This window comes from Mucilaginibacter sp. CAU 1740 (genome assembly GCF_039839285.1).
Classification (GTDB): Bacteria; Bacteroidota; Bacteroidia; order Sphingobacteriales; family Sphingobacteriaceae; genus Mucilaginibacter.
Map to the genome: position 1 here is coordinate 41,187 of NZ_JBDOQS010000001.1, position 18,776 is coordinate 59,962.

Genomic DNA, 18,776 nt, shown 5'->3' on the forward strand with positions numbered 1-18,776 from the left:
GGCGAAAGAAATCTTGTACACCCTGAACCCTATAAGCATGATTGATTAGCACGGCGTATAAGATTCAGCTTGTGGTCGGTGTTTTCACCGCACCACTCTCCCTTGGCCCTGTTCCTTCAATTAACCTCACGATAAACAAATCATATGGTGCGGTGAAAACACCGACCACAGGCTGGAACGAAATGTTATTATGATGTGAAGCAAAAGCCTACTTCAACTGGCTGATATTTTCAAAAAAAGCGACTTGCAAATCAAGCAGCGATTTCACATTTATCTTTTCGCCATAGGCATCAAAACATAAAATTTTGGTGTATTCAGGATGTCCTTTTTTCGATTTTTCGAAAAAGTTAAACGTTTCAAAAAAATAATGATTAGTGGTTATATGGCTTCTGCCATTAGTTTGTGAGGCATTTAGCCTGAAACCGATCGCGTCGATCCACTTGTGCACTTTTGTGTGCAGCGAGTTGCTAATTTTGTTCATAGGTTAATGTTTGATTAAGTATAACGAAAATTCATGCCACAATGTTACCATTACATCAATAGTTTTTAAACAATAGTTTATTACTGGTGTGAGTTATTTAACGTTTTACCGTTATCGATTATTATTTACGAGATAAACAAGCCAATTGTTGCAGCTTATAACGTAAAAGATCCTTGATTAAATGGCCAATCCTTTATGGAATTGCCGGTTGATGAAAAACAGATGAAATTTGGCTACTAAAATCACTTATTACATGTAACAATAATATGATTGATAGGCCTTTACGAGCTTAAAATGTAACAATCATATATTGATTAAGCTATATATACATTTTAAGTTGAACATTTGCGGTTCAAATACGTCTAATACCCAAAACACAACAAATTGTACGCTGAAAAAACATTTATGAAAGCCCTTCTCCTTATTTTGAGTTTTACCTTTTTTCTTGCCTTCGCATCTCACGCGCAAACGGGCAGGGAAGTAAAGGGAACTATTGTCGATTCTACCAAACTATCGCTCCCAGGCAGCAGTGTTAAGCTGGTTTCAACATCGGGCGATAGCACCATAGCCATAGCCGATATCAACGGAAAATTCTCGTTTCCGGTTGTTAAAGGCAATAAACTAACGCTTACCATTTCATCTATCGGTTTTACATCTATCAAAAAACACTACACGCTTGATGCCGGCACCCAACCGGTTGATCTGGGTGCTATTGTAATGCAGGCCGAAACCAATATGCTAAACCAGGTTACCATTGTTGGTGTTAACCCGGTTGTTTTAAAGGAAGATACTACCGAATATAAAGTAAGCGCCTACCCGGTACGCGAAAACGCCCCGGTTGAAGATGTATTGAAAAAACTACCCGGCGTTGATGTGGATAAAGACGGCAACGTAACCGCGCAAGGTAAATCAGTTACCAAAGTGCGTGTTAACGGCAAGGATTTTTTTGGCGGGGACGTTAAAACCGCGACCAAAAACCTGCCTGCTGATGTGGTAGAAAGTATCCAGGTAATTGATGATTACGGCGACCAGGCCAACCTTACCGGCGTTAAAACCGGCGAACCGGACAAGATCCTGAACATTACCATCCGCAAGGATAAAAACCATGGCTACTTTGGTCAGGCAACGGCTGCTGATGGTAACGATTATTTACCTAAAGATCCAGGCGTATCTAACGCTAACCGTTATCTGGGCGATCTGAAGTTTTTTAATTTTAATAACGACCAGCAAATAGCAGTTTTAGGAACAATTAATAACACCAACGTAAATACATTTACCTATGGCTCGCCAACAAGTGGGGGAGGCGGCGGTTTCGGCGGTGGGGGCGGCGGTCGTGGTAACGCCTTACGTGGCGGATCCAGCGGTTCAACAACCAGTGCCAACGGTATTACCAATGCACATAACATAGGAGCCAACTATCGCGACCAATGGGGTAAAACCGTTTCGGTTTACGGAAGCTACAGCTTTACCGATAATACTACGCACACCATCAGTTCGTCTATCCAAACCAACAACTTCCAAACCCCAAGTGTAAGTAACCAAAAAAGCGACCAGACAGACAATCCGATCAACCATCGCTTCACCTTCAACGTTGAGTGGAAGCCTGATACCATTAACTATTTTAAAATAACCCCTAATTTTAGCTACTCGAGCACTAACACCAACGCCAACGAGGCGGTATCATCAACCGTTGGAGGCTTGCAAGATCAGGCTTATACATCATTATCGCACAGCGACGGAACCTCACCAAACTACGGTATTAACGTATTGTATAACCACCGCTTTAACGCACATGGCCGTAACTTCAGCATCAATGTGAGCGCCAACTCATCAAAAACCACGCAGTTTGATAATCCAACTTATCAGTACGCCGACGGCGCACCGCATACAGCGCCCGAAAACCAGCAGATCTTTACCAATAGCCGAGTTACCAGTGTAGGTACAAATATGTCGTACCTGGAGCCGATAAGCAAAAACGGTTACCTTGAATTAAACTATGCTTTCAACCGCTCATCAACTAGAAGCGATAAGGAAACAGATACACTCAGCGCTGCAAATACTTTTAATAACTACGATTTGCTGAGTAACAACTACAAATACAACTTCACTACAAACAAGGTAGGGTTGAACTATCGCTTTGTTGAGAAGAAATATAATTTCACCATGGGTATTGGCGTACAGCCGGCCACATTAAACGGTCTTAACCTTAAAAATGACTCGGCTACCCATGTAACTACTTTTAATGTTGTTCCAACAGCGCGTTTCACCTACAATTTTTCGAGGGGAAAAGGCTTAAACTTCAATTACAACGGAGCCAGCAACCAACCATCATTTAGCCAGTTACAGCCGGTTATCGATTTCTCGAACGCGCTTTATCCTGTAAAGGGTAATCCTAACCTGAAACCAGAGTTTGCCAATAACTTTACTTTAAGGTACAATAACTTCAGTTTCCAAACCGGTGATATCTTTTTCACCAATTTAAATTTTACTGCTACCCAAAATAAAATAGTTCAAAATACCATTACCTACCCACGTAAGTTTAGCGCGGCGGCTTTAGCGGCAGACCCTTCATTAAAAAACCTGCAAAGCACCAACCTAACAACATACCTAAATGCCGATGGGTATTATACTGGCGGAGCCAACATTACTTACGCAAAACCGTGGGCCGAGCGTAAATTCACTCTGCAATTTAATGGTGCGCTTAGCTACACTAATAACATCGCGTTTTCAAACAGTATTGATAGCAACAATGTAGCAGCTTCGGCTACCGCGCTTAAAAACATATCAAAAAACCTCAACTTTACCCCGGGCCTAAAATTCAGGGTAAATATTGTTGATGTTATTGATGCCGAAGCCAGCAGCAGCTACGGCATTAACAAAACCACCAATACCGTACATACCGAATTGATTGACGGCAGCTCGAACTTCCGCACCTTAAATATGGGACTGGCCGGAAAAAACTATTTCTGGAAAGACTGGACATTGAGCTACGACTTCACCCGTACAGTGAACTACGGTTACGCCAGCAGCCTGGAGATCAAAAACCCTAACATTTTAAATGCCTACGTTGAGCGCCGCTTTTTGAAAGATCATCGCGCAACCGTCCGTTTAGCGGCGTATGATATGTTTAACCAAAACACCGGGTACACTTCGGTAGTTAACGGTAACATCACCACACAATCAAATGTGAATAAACTGGGGCGTTACTACCTGTTGAGCTTTACTCTGCGTTTGCAAAAATTTGCAGGCAAGGCACCATCACAAGAACCTGGCCAGCGCAGGTTTAACCGCGATGGCGGTGGCCCAGGCGGTCCGGGTGGAGGCCCTGGTGGTGGTGGTCCGGGCGGACCAGGTGCGTTTTAATTACCTGATTAAAGATAAAGCATATATAACAAACAGAGGGGCTTTTTGCGGGAATGCAGAAGGCCTTCTTTGTTTTTGTATGATGCAAAGATGATACACGTGTTAGGGATTGCAGCGGATACCGGCCCTGTGGCTAAGGCCTTGTGTAGTATGAGCGGAAAGCCCGGCCCGCAGGGAACACCATAAAAATTAATTAGGCTAAAAATGAACGCAACAATCGTGCATACTCCGCCATGTCATTGCGAGGAGCGGGCAAAGGTAGGGCTTGGGGGCGACGTGGCAATCGCATACTATAAAGGGCGGCCATGCTTCCGTGCGATTGCTTCGTACCTCGCAATGACATGTTTAAAACACATTGTCATCAAGAGCGATACGCCCGCTTTTAATAATGCCAAGTTAAGAAAACAGGCGTCGATTTTTAAGTTTCTCTTACGCCGCAATAACCCTATTAATTACCTTCTCCAGATCGTCCAGATCAAAAGGTTTGGCTAAATAGGTTTGGGCGCCGGCATGGCTGGCCAGGATCTGGATATCGCTGTTGGCTGAGAAGTAGATAACCGGGATATCCTTTAGTGTATCGTTCTTTTTGAGGGTTTGCGTAGCTATGATGCCTCCCGAATCGGGGATCCAGTTATCCATCATGATCACATCTGGCAAAATGGCTGATACTTTTTCTTCGATGTTATTGCAATCGTTGTAGGTATGCACTTCCCATCCTTGTTCTTCTAAAATATAACTGCAAATAGATAGGATGTCTTCGTCATCATCAAAGATGATGATCTTCTTTTGTAGAGTGCTCATGAGATAGTTGAACCCGAATTTATAAACATGTTTTCATAAAAACAAATGTTTTAAATTGAAAGGTAAATTAAACGTGTTTAAACAACATTTTAAACGCAAAAGTTGTGCTGTTGTTTGCAAAAACTACCACTTCTTAACTACTACAAGCCCTCATCTGCACGTTTGTAACCGATTAATTACTGCTTTTTGTTGAAAACGTTAATACTTTTACCAATCCAATTCACAAAGCCTGTATTAAACTCAGATCATACCAACAAATACACCTGTAAATTATATTTCATGAACACGCAAATCAAATCGATTTTATTGGGCAGCCTGCTTTTAGCATCGCTTGCACCGGTAAGCGCGCAAACAACGAAGGCCGCTTTATGGCTCACCAAAGCCGATAGGTCGGTGCTTTTTCAAGAGCAGAAAACCAACCTTGTATTTAAAACCGGCAAGGAAAACGGTACAACCATTACTGTAGAAGATAAGCCGCGTTACCAGGCGATAGACGGATTTGGCTTCGCGTTAACAGGTGGCAGTGCCATGCACATCATCAGGATGAGTGCCGACAGCCGTGCTGCATTGCTTAAAAACCTTTTTGCTGTTACGGCCGATAATATTGGCATCAGCTACCTGAGGCTAAGCATTGGCGCATCTGATCTGAACGAAAAAGTTTTCTCGTACGATGACATGCCTAATGGTCAAACCGACCCAACTTTAAAACATTTTGATCTCGGCCCGGATAAAACGGATGTGATCCCGGTGATGAAACAGATCCTGGCCATTAACCCGTCAATAAAAATATTAGGCTCACCGTGGTCGCCACCGGCCTGGATGAAAACCAATAACGATACCCGAGGTGGCCGTTTAAAAGCTGATTGCTATGCAGTTTACGCCAAATATCTGGTTAAATATATCCAGGCTATGAAAGCTAACGGAATTATCATTGACGCCATCACCATTCAGAATGAACCGCTGCACCCCGGCAATAACCCAAGCTTGCTGATGCCTGCGCCGGATGAAGGTGATTTTATTAAAAACAACCTCGGCCCGGCATTTAAAGCCGCTGGTATCAAAACAAAAATTATTGTTTATGATCACAATGCCGACAGGCCCGATTACCCGATCTCTATCCTGAACGATCCGGCAGCGCGTAAATATATTGATGGTTCAGGCTTCCATTTGTATGGCGGCAACATTTCGGCCTTAACGGATGTACACAACGCCCATCCTGATAAAAACATCTACTTTACCGAGCAGATGACAGTTGAACCTGAAAATCAAAGCACCATCAACATCGCCTGGCCGGTAAAAAGCCTCATCATAGGCGCTACCCGCAACTGGAGCCGCAACGTGCTGGAATGGAACCTTGCCGCCGACCCGGAATATAAACCATACACCGATAGGGGTGGTTGCCCAATGTGCCAGGGTGCTGTTACTATTGACAAAAACGAGGTGAAGAAAAACGTAGCTTACTATTCGGTAGCGCATGCTTCTAAATTTGTACGCCCTGGTTCGGTGAGGATCGCTTCAAACAGTTCGGACGCCCTGCCCAACGTGGCCTTTAAAACGCCCGATGGTAAAAAAGTACTGATCGTAGCCAACACCGGCGATAGTGCTCAAAGCTTCAATATTAAATACGATGGTAAGGTGTTGGCGGCCACTTTAGATAAAGGTTCGGTAGGTACATACATCTGGTAGTAAAACGGCAAGGCTAAATTTTAAAAACGCAAACAACATGTTAACAGCATTAATAAAAAATATAAAACTAAGCACCGCAGCCAAGGCATTGCTGGCGGCAGCCCCTGCTTTATTATTCAGTTTGAAGGGCAACGCGCAAACCGGTTTTTTAAAGGCCGATGGCAAAAAAATAGTCGACGAAAAAGGGCAGAATGTATTACTGCGTGGGATGGGTTTAGGGGGATGGATGCTGCAGGAAGGCTATATGCTGCACATTAATAAAGACAGCCGCCAATATCGCATCCGCGAGCGCCTGGAGGAGCTGATGGGCCCGGCCGAAACCAAGGAGTTTTATGATACCTGGCTGGCCAACAATACCCGCAAAATTGATGTGGATTCGATGAAGCGCTGGGGTTTTAACTCCATCCGCCTGCCGATGCATTACAACCTGTACACCCTGCCGGTTGATAAAGAACCGGTTGCAGGTCAAAACACCTGGATTGAAAAAGGTTTTAAAATGACCGACGACCTGCTGGCCTGGTGTAAAGCCAACCACATGTATCTCATTCTTGATCTGCATGCCACACCAGGCGGCCAGGGTAATGATCTTAACATATCCGACCGCGACCCGGACAAACCATCGCTTTGGGATAGCGAAGCCAACAAGGCCAAAACCATCGCTCTTTGGCGTAAACTGGCCGAGCGCTACAAAAACGAACCCTACATTGGCGCTTATGATATCATCAATGAGCCGAACTGGGGTTTTGATGATCCGCAGAATGATAAGAACGGTTTGAAAGAAAAAACCAATGCACCATTAAGAAAACTGATGGTTGATATTACCGCCGCCATCCGCGAGGTGGATAAAAAGCACATCATCATTATTGAGGGCAATGGCTGGGGTAATAACTACAATGGCATATTGCCGCAATGGGATAAAAACATGGTGCTAAGCTTCCATAAATACTGGAACTTTAACGATCAAAAATCGGTAGAGCATATTGTAAAAACCCGCGACCAGTACAACATCCCCGTATGGCTTGGCGAAACCGGCGAAAACTCTAACACATGGATAAGCCAGGCTATCGGCTTATTGGAGCGCAACAACATTGGCTGGAGCTTGTGGCCGCTTAAAAAGCTGGGCATCAACAACCCTATGGAAATTGTATCCAACCTAAACTACGATGATGTGGCTAAATACATGAACACTGGCCGCCACAAACCAAAAGAAAGCAATGTCTACAGCGGAACTTTAGAGTTAGCCACCTATGCTAAACTGGAAAACACCATTATACACCATGATGTGATCGATGCTATTTTCCGTCAGCCGCACTCGGCAGCTACCAAGCCGTTTAAAGCTAATAAAATAGGCAACGGCACTATTATTAACGCTGTTGACTATGATCTGGGGCGCAACGGATCAGCTTATTTTGATACCGATACTGCCGATTACCACACATCTGGCAAACCGGGCGTAGGCAACCGCGGCCATGTTTACCGCAATGATGGTGTGGACATTACTAAAGACTCGACCCAATACAACAGCTACTATGTTGACCATATTGAAACCGGCGAGTGGACACAGTACACCGTTTTTGTTAAAACTCCCGGCGTTTACTCCATCAGCCTAAAAATTGCTTCGTCTACCGATGATGCCAAGCTATCGGTATTGGTTAATAACACTACCCAGGCAAAGGAAGAAGCAGTGCCAAACACCGGTGGATTAAAAAAGTGGCAGGTTATCGCTGTTAAAAACATCGTGCTGAAGGCTGGTGCTAATAGAATAAAAGTACAGGCCGATAATGGCGGATATAATTTACATTACCTGCAGTTTTGGAAAGGGAAGTAAACTAATAGTGAGGCTATTGTAGAGCCATAAATAAGGCGTCATTACGAGGCACGAAGCAATTGCACGGAGGCAGGTCCGCCCTGTATAGTCCGCGATTGCTTCGTACCTCGCAATGACGCATTTTTATTTTATTTTTTCTTTACAATCTATTGTAAATCAATAAGCTTATACTTAAATTTATTATACCAATTATCTACATGATCTAAACTAAGGAGGAGTCGTTATGAAAAAACAAACTACCATAGTTAGTCAGCCTGATAAGACTGAAACTATTCCTGCAGCACCCGTAAACTGCCAGCCATCAAACCAAAAAACTTACCGCAACCACAGCCACTGCGATCACTCGCACGGCAGGGTAAATAAATTCGCGATAGGGAGCAACAGGGGGCCTTGCTTTTTCTAAGCTTTTGATAGAATAATATCCATAGTGATGAGCTTGTGCTATGCTCGTTTAGTTTGCTACGCTTAATGGGGTACACGCCACAGGCGTGCACCAGCAAACAGTAAATCAGCAACACATTGGTGCTATTATTTTACCAGATAGTACGATCTGCTATCCGGCTTAAAATTGTGCAGATAAATAGCAAGCGAACAAAGGCCTATTTCCTCTCTTCGGGCGTCAACACCGGCCTCATCGGCTATGGCGAAGCTTTGGTATTGGCCATCATTGGCCTGTTGTACGTGCGTTCCGTATATCTGCGTATTGTTTTCGTTCAGGGCGATATTATCTGCTATTATGGCAAAGCCTTCGGCAGGTAAAGCGCCTTCGAGGGTGGCATTGCGTACTATCGAAAAATATTTTTTTTGCCCGGCGATATCAGCATGCATTAAAACAATAATTAGGGCTTCAGCGGCATCACGGCCAAAGTATGTTTTCCCCCTCCATCCGTAGGTATTAACAATAGATGATACCTTAATAAAATTAAGGGAATCCGTTTCGTGCAGATGTTCTTTAAAGTCCTTTACCGCTGCCGAGTTTTGCCCGTGTTTGTTAAGCAGTGTTATGTATTTATCATAGTTTGCTTGGTACTCCTTCAGCATTTGCGAAAACTCGATAGCTACCGGCTCAATTAACTGCGTGCGGTTATGGATTACTGCATCCTTTAATACTTCCCAACGTGCTTCGCGCTGATATTTTCTAAAAAGTGGTTCGGTGGCAAGCTTATCGTAATTTTTAAATCTTCGTTTGCTCAGTAGCTCCAGGTAGCGGTAGGCACTATCGCGCCCGTTCAGCGCGGCCCAGCAGGCGGCGGCGTTATAAAGATGCGTGGTATCCATGATTCCGTTAGCATTAGCGCGCAAAACGGTGTAAAGCTTGGCCGCCTTTTTATATTTTTTTATGGCGAATAAAGAATCGGCTGCACGAAACATAGCATTTCTATCCTGCGCTTTAGCCGGAATAACACATACAGATATGATGAGCAACAGTAGAAGATATTTCAACCGCATGATAAAGGTTTGATGGCTTAATTTACAGCTATCAAACGGATAAAGCCAGTTTCATGATATTGAAACCGGCTTATTTAACATTTTTTAACGGGCACGGTTATTCGGCCCGCTTCAATTCCATCTTCCCGCCGTCACCATAAAATATCAAATGCTGTTTGCCATCGACATCTTTAGTAAATTCCAGTTCGTAGGGCAGATCGCGGAAAAAGAAATGGTTTGCCGCTTGCGGGTAAAGCTCACGTTTAATATCCCCGATGGCCTGGGCGAACAGATGCCCGGCATCTTCGCTAATGGTTAAAGTACGCGGCGGGCCTATCAAAAATTTGCCGGTATAGGTTTTCAATACGTCGGCAGGTACCGTTACAAGTGTTTTTATGTTGGGATGATATAAGCCTTTAAAACCATAAACTTTTGCTACACTGTTGATCAATTCGCTGATAACGCCATCGTTGTTGCTGTTCACCATTACCACTACACCGCTTCCGCCTTCAAAGCTACCAACGTAGCGGGCACGAAAACCGGCGTTGGCACCATCATGGCTAAAATAAAAAACGCTATCGGGCTTGCTGATAAACACACCGAGGCCTACATCATTACCGGCATGCACGGTAAACATTTGTTTTACTGTCGCCTGGTTTAATACTTTGCTTGATTTGCCTTCATATGCCTGTTGCATAGCGATGATGTATTTGGCCAGATCTGTCGGGGTTGTCCACAAACCGGCGGCCGCTTGTTCCGGGTAGATATGGTAATTGCCCCTGATAGGTTTGCCGTCTTCATTATAAGCTGTAGCTAACAGCGCTTTGTCAACATCGGTTGCCGGTTGCGCATAGGTACTGCTGTTCATGCCTAATGGTTTAAGCACTTCCTTTTTCATATAATCGGCGTAGGGCAGATGGGTAATATCCATCACCATCAGTTGCGAAACGGTAATACCACCGCCCGAATACTGATAGTTTAAACCTGGCGCGGTAACCGAATGGATCCGCGGCGTATTGGCCGGCTTTTCTCCATTAAGCACCTGCACAATAGTGGGCAAGGGAGCGCCTGGCTCATAGCCACCAAAACCGTGTACATTAAGCCCCGCGCTATGGCTTAGCAAATTGGATGTAGTGATCTTTTTACCTTTGGAAACGCTATCATAAGGGAACTTCCACGAGGTTAAGTAGGTGTCGATATCTGCATCCAGATCAAGCTTTTTATCCTGTACCAGCTTAAGTACACCAACCGCATTTAGTGATTTACTGATAGATGCCGCCTGGAAAAGTGTTTGAGCCGTTACCGGCGTTTTTGCGCTGTCGTTGGCAAAACCGTAACCCTTCGCCCAAACAATTTTATGGTTTTGGATCACAGCGATGCTCAAGCCCGGAATTTTATAGAAAGCCATTCTGTCGGCCAGGTTCCATGGTTTTTCGCCGGCAATTTGTACCCGGCCAAAAAGGTTGTTCTCAACTTGTTTAATTTGTTCGGCAGTATTGGTTTGGGCCAGGAGAAATAAAGGAGCGGTTATAAATTCCGCGGACAATAAAATTTTGCTTAAGGTATTCATTGATTTGTTTTAGATAGGTTCACCTGCACAAGGTAAAAACAATCAAAATAAAATCAAACAAAAACAGAATAAAATTTTGAATAAATTAAACAATCAAAATTTAATATCAAACACACGCGCAGGAACAAAACATTAGTAATCTTTATTGATCTTATCTGCGTTCAATATACTATCAACCATCTTTCTTGAAATCTGCTTTGCGTCGTGTTCAATCTGATAGGTATAAACCACCGAATCTTTTCTTCTTTTAGTAGGATAGTTATATTCTATCTCGATCCATCTGCCCTGTCCGTTTTGCTTCGGAAGTGTATATACATCATATTCCGCCTCAATATCGCACCCTGAAAAAACTACCGATTTCCTTTTATGGCCTATTACGTTTTCATCACCTGTCCACCAAATAAAATCGAGGTTACGTTCCTTAATGTGCCAATGGTTGGGAATTGCGGGGATACCTAACGATTTTCTTTTCCCGTTATACGATAAGCCATATTTTTTATCCTGACAGCTTTTTACCCAATACTCTTTTATTGGTTCATATCCAAATGCCAACAAACAAGCCGATATCAATATAATTCGATAGATCATTGAGGGGGTTTTTGCTTCCATTGTTTAGGTTTATGTGAGTGTGTACTATGATCTCTTTGCGTGATACTTCATCCGTTCAATGCGTATACTTACTAACTATGGTAAATATAATAGGTGGAATGATTAAAGAAACCAGCACCAAAATACCTTTAAAAAGCCTTCTGAGCGAGGCTTCATCTTTCATCTCAAACCTTAATTTATTGTACCTCCCATCGTATTTACGATAGTTAAAATAAGAAACCAAAAGACTAAGAATAATGAGAACAAATTCGATTTGATCTTCATATTGGCCCCTTATTGTTTTTTCAATAAACTGATTTTTTAAAAGCACAGCTACTGTCATTAATAAAAATGATTGCGACAGAGAAATAGCCATAACGCCAGGAAGCCCTCTTCGTCCACCTCGTTTATAAAACAACTGCGCGGTCCGGTAAAAAACATAATCGAGCCAGGTGTTCATTGCTACGTATTTTAGCTTTACTGAATCTTAATTTAACCAGCCCAGCCCTCTCTATCCAAACTCCTGAAATGGATAGCCTCTGCCAGGTGCTCCAGTTTAATATCCTCGCTTCCGGCCAGATCGGCAATGGTGCGGGATACCTTCAAGATCCTGTCGTACGCCCTTGCCGATAGGCCCAATTTTTCCATCGCTTTTTTAAGCAGTGCTTGTCCGGCCATATCAATTTTACACTGTTCGCGCACCATTTGCGATGTCATTTGGGCGTTGGCATGCAAGTCGGGGCGATCACCGAAGCGCTGTACCTGCACCTCGCGGGCTTTAATTACCCGCTCGCGGATCAGTTCACTTTTTTCGGCAGCACGATCTGATGATAGTTCACTAAAATTAACCGGCGTTACTTCCACATGCAGGTCGATCCTGTCCAACAGCGGACCAGAAATTTTACTCAGGTATTTCTGCACCATGCCCGGCGGACAGATACATTCTTTTTCGGGATGATTGTAGTAGCCGCATGGGCAAGGGTTCATACTGGCCACCAGCATAAAACTGCTTGGGTAATCAACCGTGAACTTTGCACGGGATATGGTTACGCGTCGCTCTTCCAACGGTTGGCGCATTACCTCAAGGGCGCTGCGTTTAAACTCAGGCAATTCATCTAAAAACAAAACGCCGTTATGGGCCAGCGAGATCTCGCCGGGTGCAGGGTTGCTGCCGCCGCCAACCAAAGCAACATCCGATATAGTGTGGTGAGGACTCCTGAACGGCCTAACGGTAACCAAAGCATCCGCCGCCGAAAGTTTACCTGCAACCGAATGGATCTTGGTAGTTTCTAACGCTTCATATAAACTTAAAGGGGGCAATATAGACGGCAACCTCCGGGCCAGCATAGTTTTGCCAGCCCCCGGCGGACCGATCAATATTACGTTATGCCCGCCTGCCGCGGCAATTTCCAGCGCGCGTTTAATATTTTCCTGGCCCTTTACCTCGCTAAAATCGCTATCATAATTGCAGAGGCTATCATAAAACTCTTCGCGGGTATTTACTACTTCGGGCTTGAGTGTGGCTGTGCCGTTAAAAAAGCCAACCACATCGGTAATGCTTTCAACGCCGTAAACTTCCAGATCATTTACAATGGCCGCTTCGCGGGCGTTTTGTTTGGGGAGGATAAAACCTTTAAAACCGTCTTTCCGCGCCTGGATAGCTATGGGCAAAGCGCCCTTGATGGGTTGTAAACTTCCGTCGAGCGAAAGCTCGCCCATGATGATGTATTGATCAAGCGTTTCTGCCTCTATCTGGCTTGAAGCGGCAAGTACGCCGGTTGCAATGGTTAAATCGTACGATGAACCTTCTTTTTTGATATCGGCGGGGGCCATATTAACTACCACCTGCTGGCGCGGCATCCGGAAACCACAATTTTTTAGTGCCGATTCAATCCTGAAATAACTCTCCTTAACGGCAACGTCAGGAAGCCCCACTATAAAATATTTTGTACCTGATGCAATATTTACTTCTACGGTTATTGTAATAGCCTGAATGCCATAAACCGCGCTTCCAAAGGTTTTAACCAACACAGTGATAAAAGTTTAATTGGAGCGAAAATATGGATTTTTGATGAGGTGGGGAAGAGGGGAGGGAGACAATAAGGGAAAATAACATCCCGAGCTGCATATACATTACCCGCGCGTTAACCACAATGCACAGCCTTGCGGTGCTATAAATCAACTAATCCATTATCTTGATTTATAAATACCTGCTTAGGGTAAAGCGTCACCCTGTAATCGAAGTCGATTCCCTGCTCTTTTAACTTAGTAATACTGACAATACCATGTTTCCGTGATACTTCCAACTGAAACGTCGGGCCATAATGTTCCTCCCTTTGGCTCTTTTTATAAAAAACAAACGATCTAAGTTTATATATAAACAAGGTATCTCCCACAGACTTTTGAATGTTAAAAAGTTGAATTGAATCGCCACTATTATAATATTTGTTGGTCTTTAAAGTTACCTTCCAGGCTTTCCCTCTATTATTACTAAAATCAAAAAGCTTTTCTTCTCGAATTTCTTTATTATAATCACTTGGAATAACCATCACAGAATCGTTTAACCGTCTGAGATAACCCTTCATCCTAAAATATGAGTCATCGTTATTTTTAAGCAGCCAATAATCGATTCCATTTATCAATGTAGGAGTAGAAGAAAGTCCAAATGACTTTATGAAGAAGAATGCATTATTTACTTTAACATCATCGAAATGATCGCTCATTCTCGGAAAGATATCGCGGCTTTCCCTCCCACAAGCTGAAAAAAGTAATACTATAGCAATAAATCCAATTTTGTTCCTTGTCATTTTAATGATCTTTCTCCAATAAAAAACCCGCCTAAACAAGCGGGTTTCATATATTCAATAATCTATCAAAATCTTATCTCAAAAACACACCGGCTTCCGAAATAAACAATAAAAATCCGCTGGTAACAATAACGCAGATCATCAGCATCACACACCAGGTATTAGGGTTATGTTTGCTGATCCGCTCAAAAGCAACATTAATTTTTTTGAAGAAACGGCTGTTTAGCAACACAAAATAATTAAGCACCAGCGCACCGGTAGCCCCAAACAATATCATTAATACCGATGTTGGGCTAACCTCAAACCAGCCTGTATTTAAAAATAACTGGGCTGCTGTAGTTAAAACAGCCAGTAAAACGATCATTAAAAAGCTGGCACCAAAAAGGGAGTTAGCCTTTGGCAAACCGCCATGACCAAAATTTTTAACATTCCACCTGTAAAACGTTACGTAGATGGATTTGTAGGTTTCTGCTGCCTTCATAATGTTATGGTTTAAGGTAATTAATTCGGTACAGTATACTATTACTTGTACAATATTAGTTTAAAAACGCAATCTGCAAAATTTTATTGTGATAACGCAAGATTTTCGGGGCTTTTTTGAACAATTATTTGGTTAAACACCTATATAAAATTCATTTCGGGTGTAACATTCTTATAATCAGTGCCGTCTATACCAGCATTACACAACCTTATGAACACAATTAATATAACCAAACACCCGGATACTGATGCTGAAGCCCTGAAAATCAGCATGAATATCATCTTCAATAAAAAAGTTGATGGAGGCAATATAAGCATTATTGAACAACACATTCCCTATACTGCAGGAGTAGCGTTAAACCTTTGCAACAATCACGATAAAGTGGTTTATGTTGCTGAAGGCTCGTTCCGCTTCTTCGCAGGAGGCCGATATTACAATGCCATTAAAGGCGCGAGTTTGTTTATTCCGAAAGGGATATTACATAGTTACAAAAACGAGGCCCCCCAAACAGGCAAGGTATTAGTTACTTTAACACCCGGCGGTAACAACGGTTTTTTAAACAGCATTGAACGCTCGGTACAATTGGTACAACCCGGCCAGCAGGCATTGCCCGCCACGGTTTAAGTAAAACAAATGTTACAAACATTAAAATGCCGCTATTCTGAGGCATTTTTGCACATAGCAAGCAATATTTATAATTATTTGCTGTTATAGGATCGAATTTACGGCATCTCATTCCTCTGCCGGGGATATAAGTGTAGTGGTTTAGTAGGGTGGCAGTTTTTGATGCATTAAACCTTTGTTGCAGATCTTTGTCGAAGCCATCGATCACAATAAAAAACTAACAAAATACTAACGCCAAACCCTACCAAACCCTATGATATAAGTATCTACACGTACACCGGCCCTACATCTATACCTACAATACTTTTTACCTTACAAGTCCGAACACCTAAACCTTTGAATGAAGACAACCTTTATCTCACTAATACTTTTTTGCCTGTTTTCTGTTAGTTACGCACAAAATCGCGCCACTATTAAAGGCCGCGTAATTGATTCTGTTAGCAAACAACCGCTCGAGCTAAGTACCGTTGCCATGGTGGATGTTAAAGATTCATCGCTTATTGCTTACACGTTAAGCAAAAAAACCGGCGAGTTTGAGTTGCTGCGCCTCCCATCCGAAAAGCCGGTTAAACTGGTGATCTCGTACGCAGGCTATAAAACTTATATCCGCCAGTTTAATTTTAAAAAAGCCGAAGTTTTGGATATCGGCAATATCTCCCTGAACAGTAAAATGCTAAGCGAGGTGATAGTGCGGGCCGAGCGCATACCTGTTAAAGTAAAGAAAGATACTATTGAGTTTGATGCTGCCGCCTTTAAAACCCGCCCGAATGCTGCTTTGGAAGAGCTGCTAAAAAAACTTCCCGGCATACAGATCGATGGCGATGGTACCATAACCGTTAACGGAAAAGACGTAAGCAAACTGCTTATTGATGGCAAGCAGTTTTTTGGCACTGACCCTAAAATAGCTACCAAAAATCTCGATGCCGATATTGTGGCTCAGATACAGGTTTATGACGACCGGGAGAACGACCCGGACCACCTCATCAGTGAAACCAAAGTACCCAAGATCATCAACATCAAACTAAAAAAAGCCATTAAGCGTAGCATTTTCGGTAAAGTGTTTGCCGGTGCCGGCTCGCGCGATAGGTATGAAACCGGCGGCTTGTTCAACATGTTCAGGGACACTTTGCAATTAAGCGTAATTGGGCTGAGCAACAACCTGAACCATACCGGTTTTTCGAACCAGGAAATTTACTCGGAAGGGGGCTTTGACCGCAGCGGAGGGAATACCTCATTTAATGGCCGTCAAAATTTCGGCCGCAGTTGGGGAGGGATAGAAAAAATCACATCGGGCGGTTTTAACCTTAATCAAAACTATGGCAAAAAGCTGAAGCTTAACCTGCAGTACTTTTATACGCAACGCAATAACATCAATAACTCATCAAACTATCAGCAGCAGTTTTTGGGCGATACCACGTTGTTAAGCAACTCAACCAATAACCGCACCTCGAGCAACTCCAGCCATACTGTGAGCGGCTTGGTTGAGTGGCAGCCGGATACGGTTCGCCAGTTGCGGTTCAACCCATCGTTAAGCTTAAACTCCAACAATAATAATTCCAGCTCGTTTGGTGATGCGCACAACAACTTTGATATGCCGGTAAACAAATCTGTTGGTAGTAGCTATGGCGACGGCCGTTCAACCCAGTACCGGCAGAGTTTTTATTTTCATAAGCGTTCACGGAAGCACAAAGGCGAATCGTTCAATATATCAAACAACCTGCAAATCAATCCGGGTAAAAGCACCTCGTTTAATAACAATGATGTGCTCAATTACCAGCACGTAAACCTATCCGATAGCCTGCACCGCCGTTCAAGCCGTACCAACAACAATGTTTCGGGCAATATTGATCTGAGCTACCGTTACCCGGTTACTAAAAAACTTACGCTTGATATCACCACATCAAACGCCTATAACAAAAGCAGCGACCAGCTTTTTACCTACGATATCAAAAAAAACCAATTTGACTCATTGCTGGTAAATCAGAGCTCAGACCTGAAACGCGATCAGTGGACTGAGAACGTTAAGCCTGGGCTTACCTATGAGCTTGGTAAAAACACGCAGATAATAGCTGGACTTAATACCCAATGGCAACAAATTAATAACAACTTTGTAAGCAGCAGGCTTAATCAAAACTACTTTTTCCTGTTGCCAACCATCCGCTTTGAAACCGACAGGTTATCCATTAGTTATGATAGGGGAGTAAACCAGCCATCTATATCAAGTTTGCAACCTATTACTATTGTTTATAGCCCGCTGTACACGTTTACAGGCAATCCCAATTTAAAACCAGCCATTAACGATTCGTATAACCTGAATTATCGCCTTTATACCACCCAAAGCCAGATAAGTGTTTGGCTTTATAGCAGTATGTACAAGCAAAAAAACATGTCGATAAATCAGCAGATCATTCGGTCGGACGGATCACAGACGGCAACGGTGGTTAACCGCGATGGCAGGCCAAGCTATAACCTGAATATTGGGTTCAATAAGCGTTTCAGGAAGATGAAAGACTGGCAGATCTATTTCACTTCGTCGGTTTATGGATATTACAATCAAACCCTTAACCTGCTTAACAATGTTGAAGGCTGGCAGAACACCTTTAGCAAAGGCCTTTATGAAAACGTTTATTTTGACTGGAAACAGAAAGTTACTTTAAACCTGGGTGCCGGTTACAGCGTAAACGATACCAAATACAATTACGACGATTTCAAGAAAGTACATACCGGCAACTTTAACCTTAACAATAACCTGGTAGTAAGGCCCGTGCACAACATAACCTGGGAGACCAAACAGGATTTTTACTACAACACCCAAATAGCGCCTGGCTTAAAGAAAGGGGTAAACGTGATCAGCACTTCGCTGGCTATAAATATGTTTAAAAAGGATAGGGGCGAACTTAAATTTACCGTATATGACTTGTTTGATCAAAACGTGAGCATATATCGCTATACAGGCACCAACTCGATAACCGATTCGCAGAACAATACCCTGAACCGTTACTTTTTGGTTACTTACAGTATTAAGTTTAACAAGTTGAGTACGAAGTAAGAAAAACGTTAGGATCAGAATTTACAGAATTATAGTATTTACAGCATACATTCTGCTCATTCTCAAATTC

At 43.0% G+C, this 18,776-nt stretch carries 15 protein-coding genes; 6 read left to right on the plus strand and 9 right to left on the minus strand.

Annotated elements, in window-relative coordinates; genetic code table 11:
* Positions 1-208 precede the first annotated feature (208 nt).
* A complete protein-coding gene (locus tag AAFN85_RS00175; RefSeq protein WP_347524735.1) occupies positions 209-481 on the minus strand; it encodes a hypothetical protein in 273 nt (90 codons plus the stop codon).
* Between the two features lie 405 nt (positions 482-886).
* Between AAFN85_RS00175 and AAFN85_RS00180 the strand changes: the two genes are divergently transcribed.
* The gene (locus tag AAFN85_RS00180) at positions 887-3,844 is read left to right on the plus strand and encodes an outer membrane beta-barrel protein (RefSeq protein WP_347524737.1); all 2,958 of its coding nucleotides are present in this window, start codon (positions 887-889) and stop codon (positions 3,842-3,844) included.
* 429 nt (positions 3,845-4,273) lie between these two features.
* Here AAFN85_RS00180 and AAFN85_RS00185 read toward each other — a convergent pair whose 3' ends face one another.
* Entirely contained in the window at positions 4,274-4,645 is a 372-nt protein-coding gene (locus AAFN85_RS00185) for a response regulator (protein WP_347524739.1), read from the minus strand.
* A 279-nt stretch (positions 4,646-4,924) separates the two neighbouring features.
* On the opposite strand from AAFN85_RS00185, the gene AAFN85_RS00190 reads away from it, so the two are divergent.
* The 3 genes from AAFN85_RS00190 to AAFN85_RS00200 all read left to right on the plus strand — a co-directional run bounded on the left by AAFN85_RS00190 (position 4,925) and on the right by AAFN85_RS00200 (position 8,562).
* Positions 4,925-6,331: a glycoside hydrolase family 30 beta sandwich domain-containing protein gene (locus tag AAFN85_RS00190; RefSeq protein ID WP_347524740.1), complete on the plus strand. Its 1,407-nt coding sequence runs from the start codon at positions 4,925-4,927 to the stop codon at positions 6,329-6,331.
* A 37-nt stretch (positions 6,332-6,368) separates the two neighbouring features.
* On the plus strand, positions 6,369-8,159 hold the full coding sequence (locus AAFN85_RS00195) for a cellulase family glycosylhydrolase (protein WP_347524742.1): 1,791 nt from the start codon (positions 6,369-6,371) through the stop codon (positions 8,157-8,159).
* A 223-nt stretch (positions 8,160-8,382) separates the two neighbouring features.
* The gene (locus tag AAFN85_RS00200) at positions 8,383-8,562 is read left to right on the plus strand and encodes a hypothetical protein (RefSeq protein ID WP_347524744.1); all 180 of its coding nucleotides are present in this window, start codon (positions 8,383-8,385) and stop codon (positions 8,560-8,562) included.
* A gap of 125 nt (positions 8,563-8,687) precedes the next feature.
* Here the strand turns inward: AAFN85_RS00200 and AAFN85_RS00205 are convergent, their stop codons facing one another.
* The 7 genes from AAFN85_RS00205 to AAFN85_RS00235 all read right to left on the minus strand — a co-directional run bounded on the left by AAFN85_RS00205 (position 8,688) and on the right by AAFN85_RS00235 (position 15,033).
* On the minus strand, positions 8,688-9,602 hold the full coding sequence (locus tag AAFN85_RS00205) for a DUF6624 domain-containing protein (RefSeq protein ID WP_347524746.1): 915 nt from the start codon (positions 9,600-9,602) through the stop codon (positions 8,688-8,690).
* Positions 9,603-9,705: 103 nt separating this feature from the next.
* On the minus strand, positions 9,706-11,157 hold the full coding sequence (locus tag AAFN85_RS00210) for a serine hydrolase (RefSeq protein WP_347524748.1): 1,452 nt from the start codon (positions 11,155-11,157) through the stop codon (positions 9,706-9,708).
* A gap of 132 nt (positions 11,158-11,289) precedes the next feature.
* Positions 11,290-11,766, minus strand: coding sequence for a hypothetical protein (locus tag AAFN85_RS00215; RefSeq protein ID WP_347524749.1), 477 nt, complete (start codon positions 11,764-11,766; stop codon positions 11,290-11,292).
* Between the two features lie 55 nt (positions 11,767-11,821).
* Entirely contained in the window at positions 11,822-12,205 is a 384-nt protein-coding gene (locus AAFN85_RS00220) for a hypothetical protein (RefSeq protein WP_347524751.1), read from the minus strand.
* A gap of 32 nt (positions 12,206-12,237) precedes the next feature.
* Positions 12,238-13,776, minus strand: a complete 1,539-nt coding sequence (locus AAFN85_RS00225; protein ID WP_347524753.1) for a YifB family Mg chelatase-like AAA ATPase — start codon at positions 13,774-13,776, stop codon at positions 12,238-12,240.
* Between the two features lie 140 nt (positions 13,777-13,916).
* The gene (locus tag AAFN85_RS00230) at positions 13,917-14,552 is read right to left on the minus strand and encodes a hypothetical protein (protein ID WP_347524755.1); all 636 of its coding nucleotides are present in this window, start codon (positions 14,550-14,552) and stop codon (positions 13,917-13,919) included.
* Between the two features lie 73 nt (positions 14,553-14,625).
* Positions 14,626-15,033, minus strand: coding sequence for a hypothetical protein (locus AAFN85_RS00235; protein WP_347524757.1), 408 nt, complete (start codon positions 15,031-15,033; stop codon positions 14,626-14,628).
* Positions 15,034-15,243: 210 nt separating this feature from the next.
* Between AAFN85_RS00235 and AAFN85_RS00240 the strand changes: the two genes are divergently transcribed.
* Both AAFN85_RS00240 and AAFN85_RS00245 read left to right on the plus strand, forming a co-directional pair.
* Positions 15,244-15,657, plus strand: coding sequence for an AraC family ligand binding domain-containing protein (locus AAFN85_RS00240; protein WP_347524759.1), 414 nt, complete (start codon positions 15,244-15,246; stop codon positions 15,655-15,657).
* A 340-nt stretch (positions 15,658-15,997) separates the two neighbouring features.
* Positions 15,998-18,706 carry an outer membrane beta-barrel protein gene (locus AAFN85_RS00245; protein WP_347524761.1) on the plus strand — a complete coding sequence of 903 codons (2,709 nt, stop codon included), beginning with the start codon at positions 15,998-16,000 and terminating at the stop codon, positions 18,704-18,706.
* The last annotated feature ends 70 nt before the right edge of the window (positions 18,707-18,776 follow it).

Bases quoted from the DNA above. Each gene is read 5' to 3' on its own strand.
- AAFN85_RS00185 (WP_347524739.1), bottom strand. From the start codon at position 4,645: ATGAGCACTCTACAAAAGAAGATCATCATCTTTGATGATGACGAAGAC.
- AAFN85_RS00230 (WP_347524755.1), bottom strand. From the start codon at position 14,552: ATGACAAGGAACAAAATTGGATTTATTGCTATAGTATTACTTTTTTCA.
- AAFN85_RS00180 (WP_347524737.1), top strand. From the start codon at position 887: ATGAAAGCCCTTCTCCTTATTTTGAGTTTTACCTTTTTTCTTGCCTTC.
- AAFN85_RS00200 (WP_347524744.1), top strand. From the start codon at position 8,383: ATGAAAAAACAAACTACCATAGTTAGTCAGCCTGATAAGACTGAAACT.
- AAFN85_RS00245 (WP_347524761.1), top strand. From the start codon at position 15,998: ATGAAGACAACCTTTATCTCACTAATACTTTTTTGCCTGTTTTCTGTT.
- AAFN85_RS00235 (WP_347524757.1), bottom strand. From the start codon at position 15,033: ATGAAGGCAGCAGAAACCTACAAATCCATCTACGTAACGTTTTACAGG.
- AAFN85_RS00220 (WP_347524751.1), bottom strand. From the start codon at position 12,205: ATGAACACCTGGCTCGATTATGTTTTTTACCGGACCGCGCAGTTGTTT.
- AAFN85_RS00195 (WP_347524742.1), top strand. From the start codon at position 6,369: ATGTTAACAGCATTAATAAAAAATATAAAACTAAGCACCGCAGCCAAG.
- AAFN85_RS00175 (WP_347524735.1), bottom strand. From the start codon at position 481: ATGAACAAAATTAGCAACTCGCTGCACACAAAAGTGCACAAGTGGATC.
- AAFN85_RS00190 (WP_347524740.1), top strand. From the start codon at position 4,925: ATGAACACGCAAATCAAATCGATTTTATTGGGCAGCCTGCTTTTAGCA.
- AAFN85_RS00240 (WP_347524759.1), top strand. From the start codon at position 15,244: ATGAACACAATTAATATAACCAAACACCCGGATACTGATGCTGAAGCC.
- AAFN85_RS00210 (WP_347524748.1), bottom strand. From the start codon at position 11,157: ATGAATACCTTAAGCAAAATTTTATTGTCCGCGGAATTTATAACCGCT.
- AAFN85_RS00215 (WP_347524749.1), bottom strand. From the start codon at position 11,766: ATGGAAGCAAAAACCCCCTCAATGATCTATCGAATTATATTGATATCG.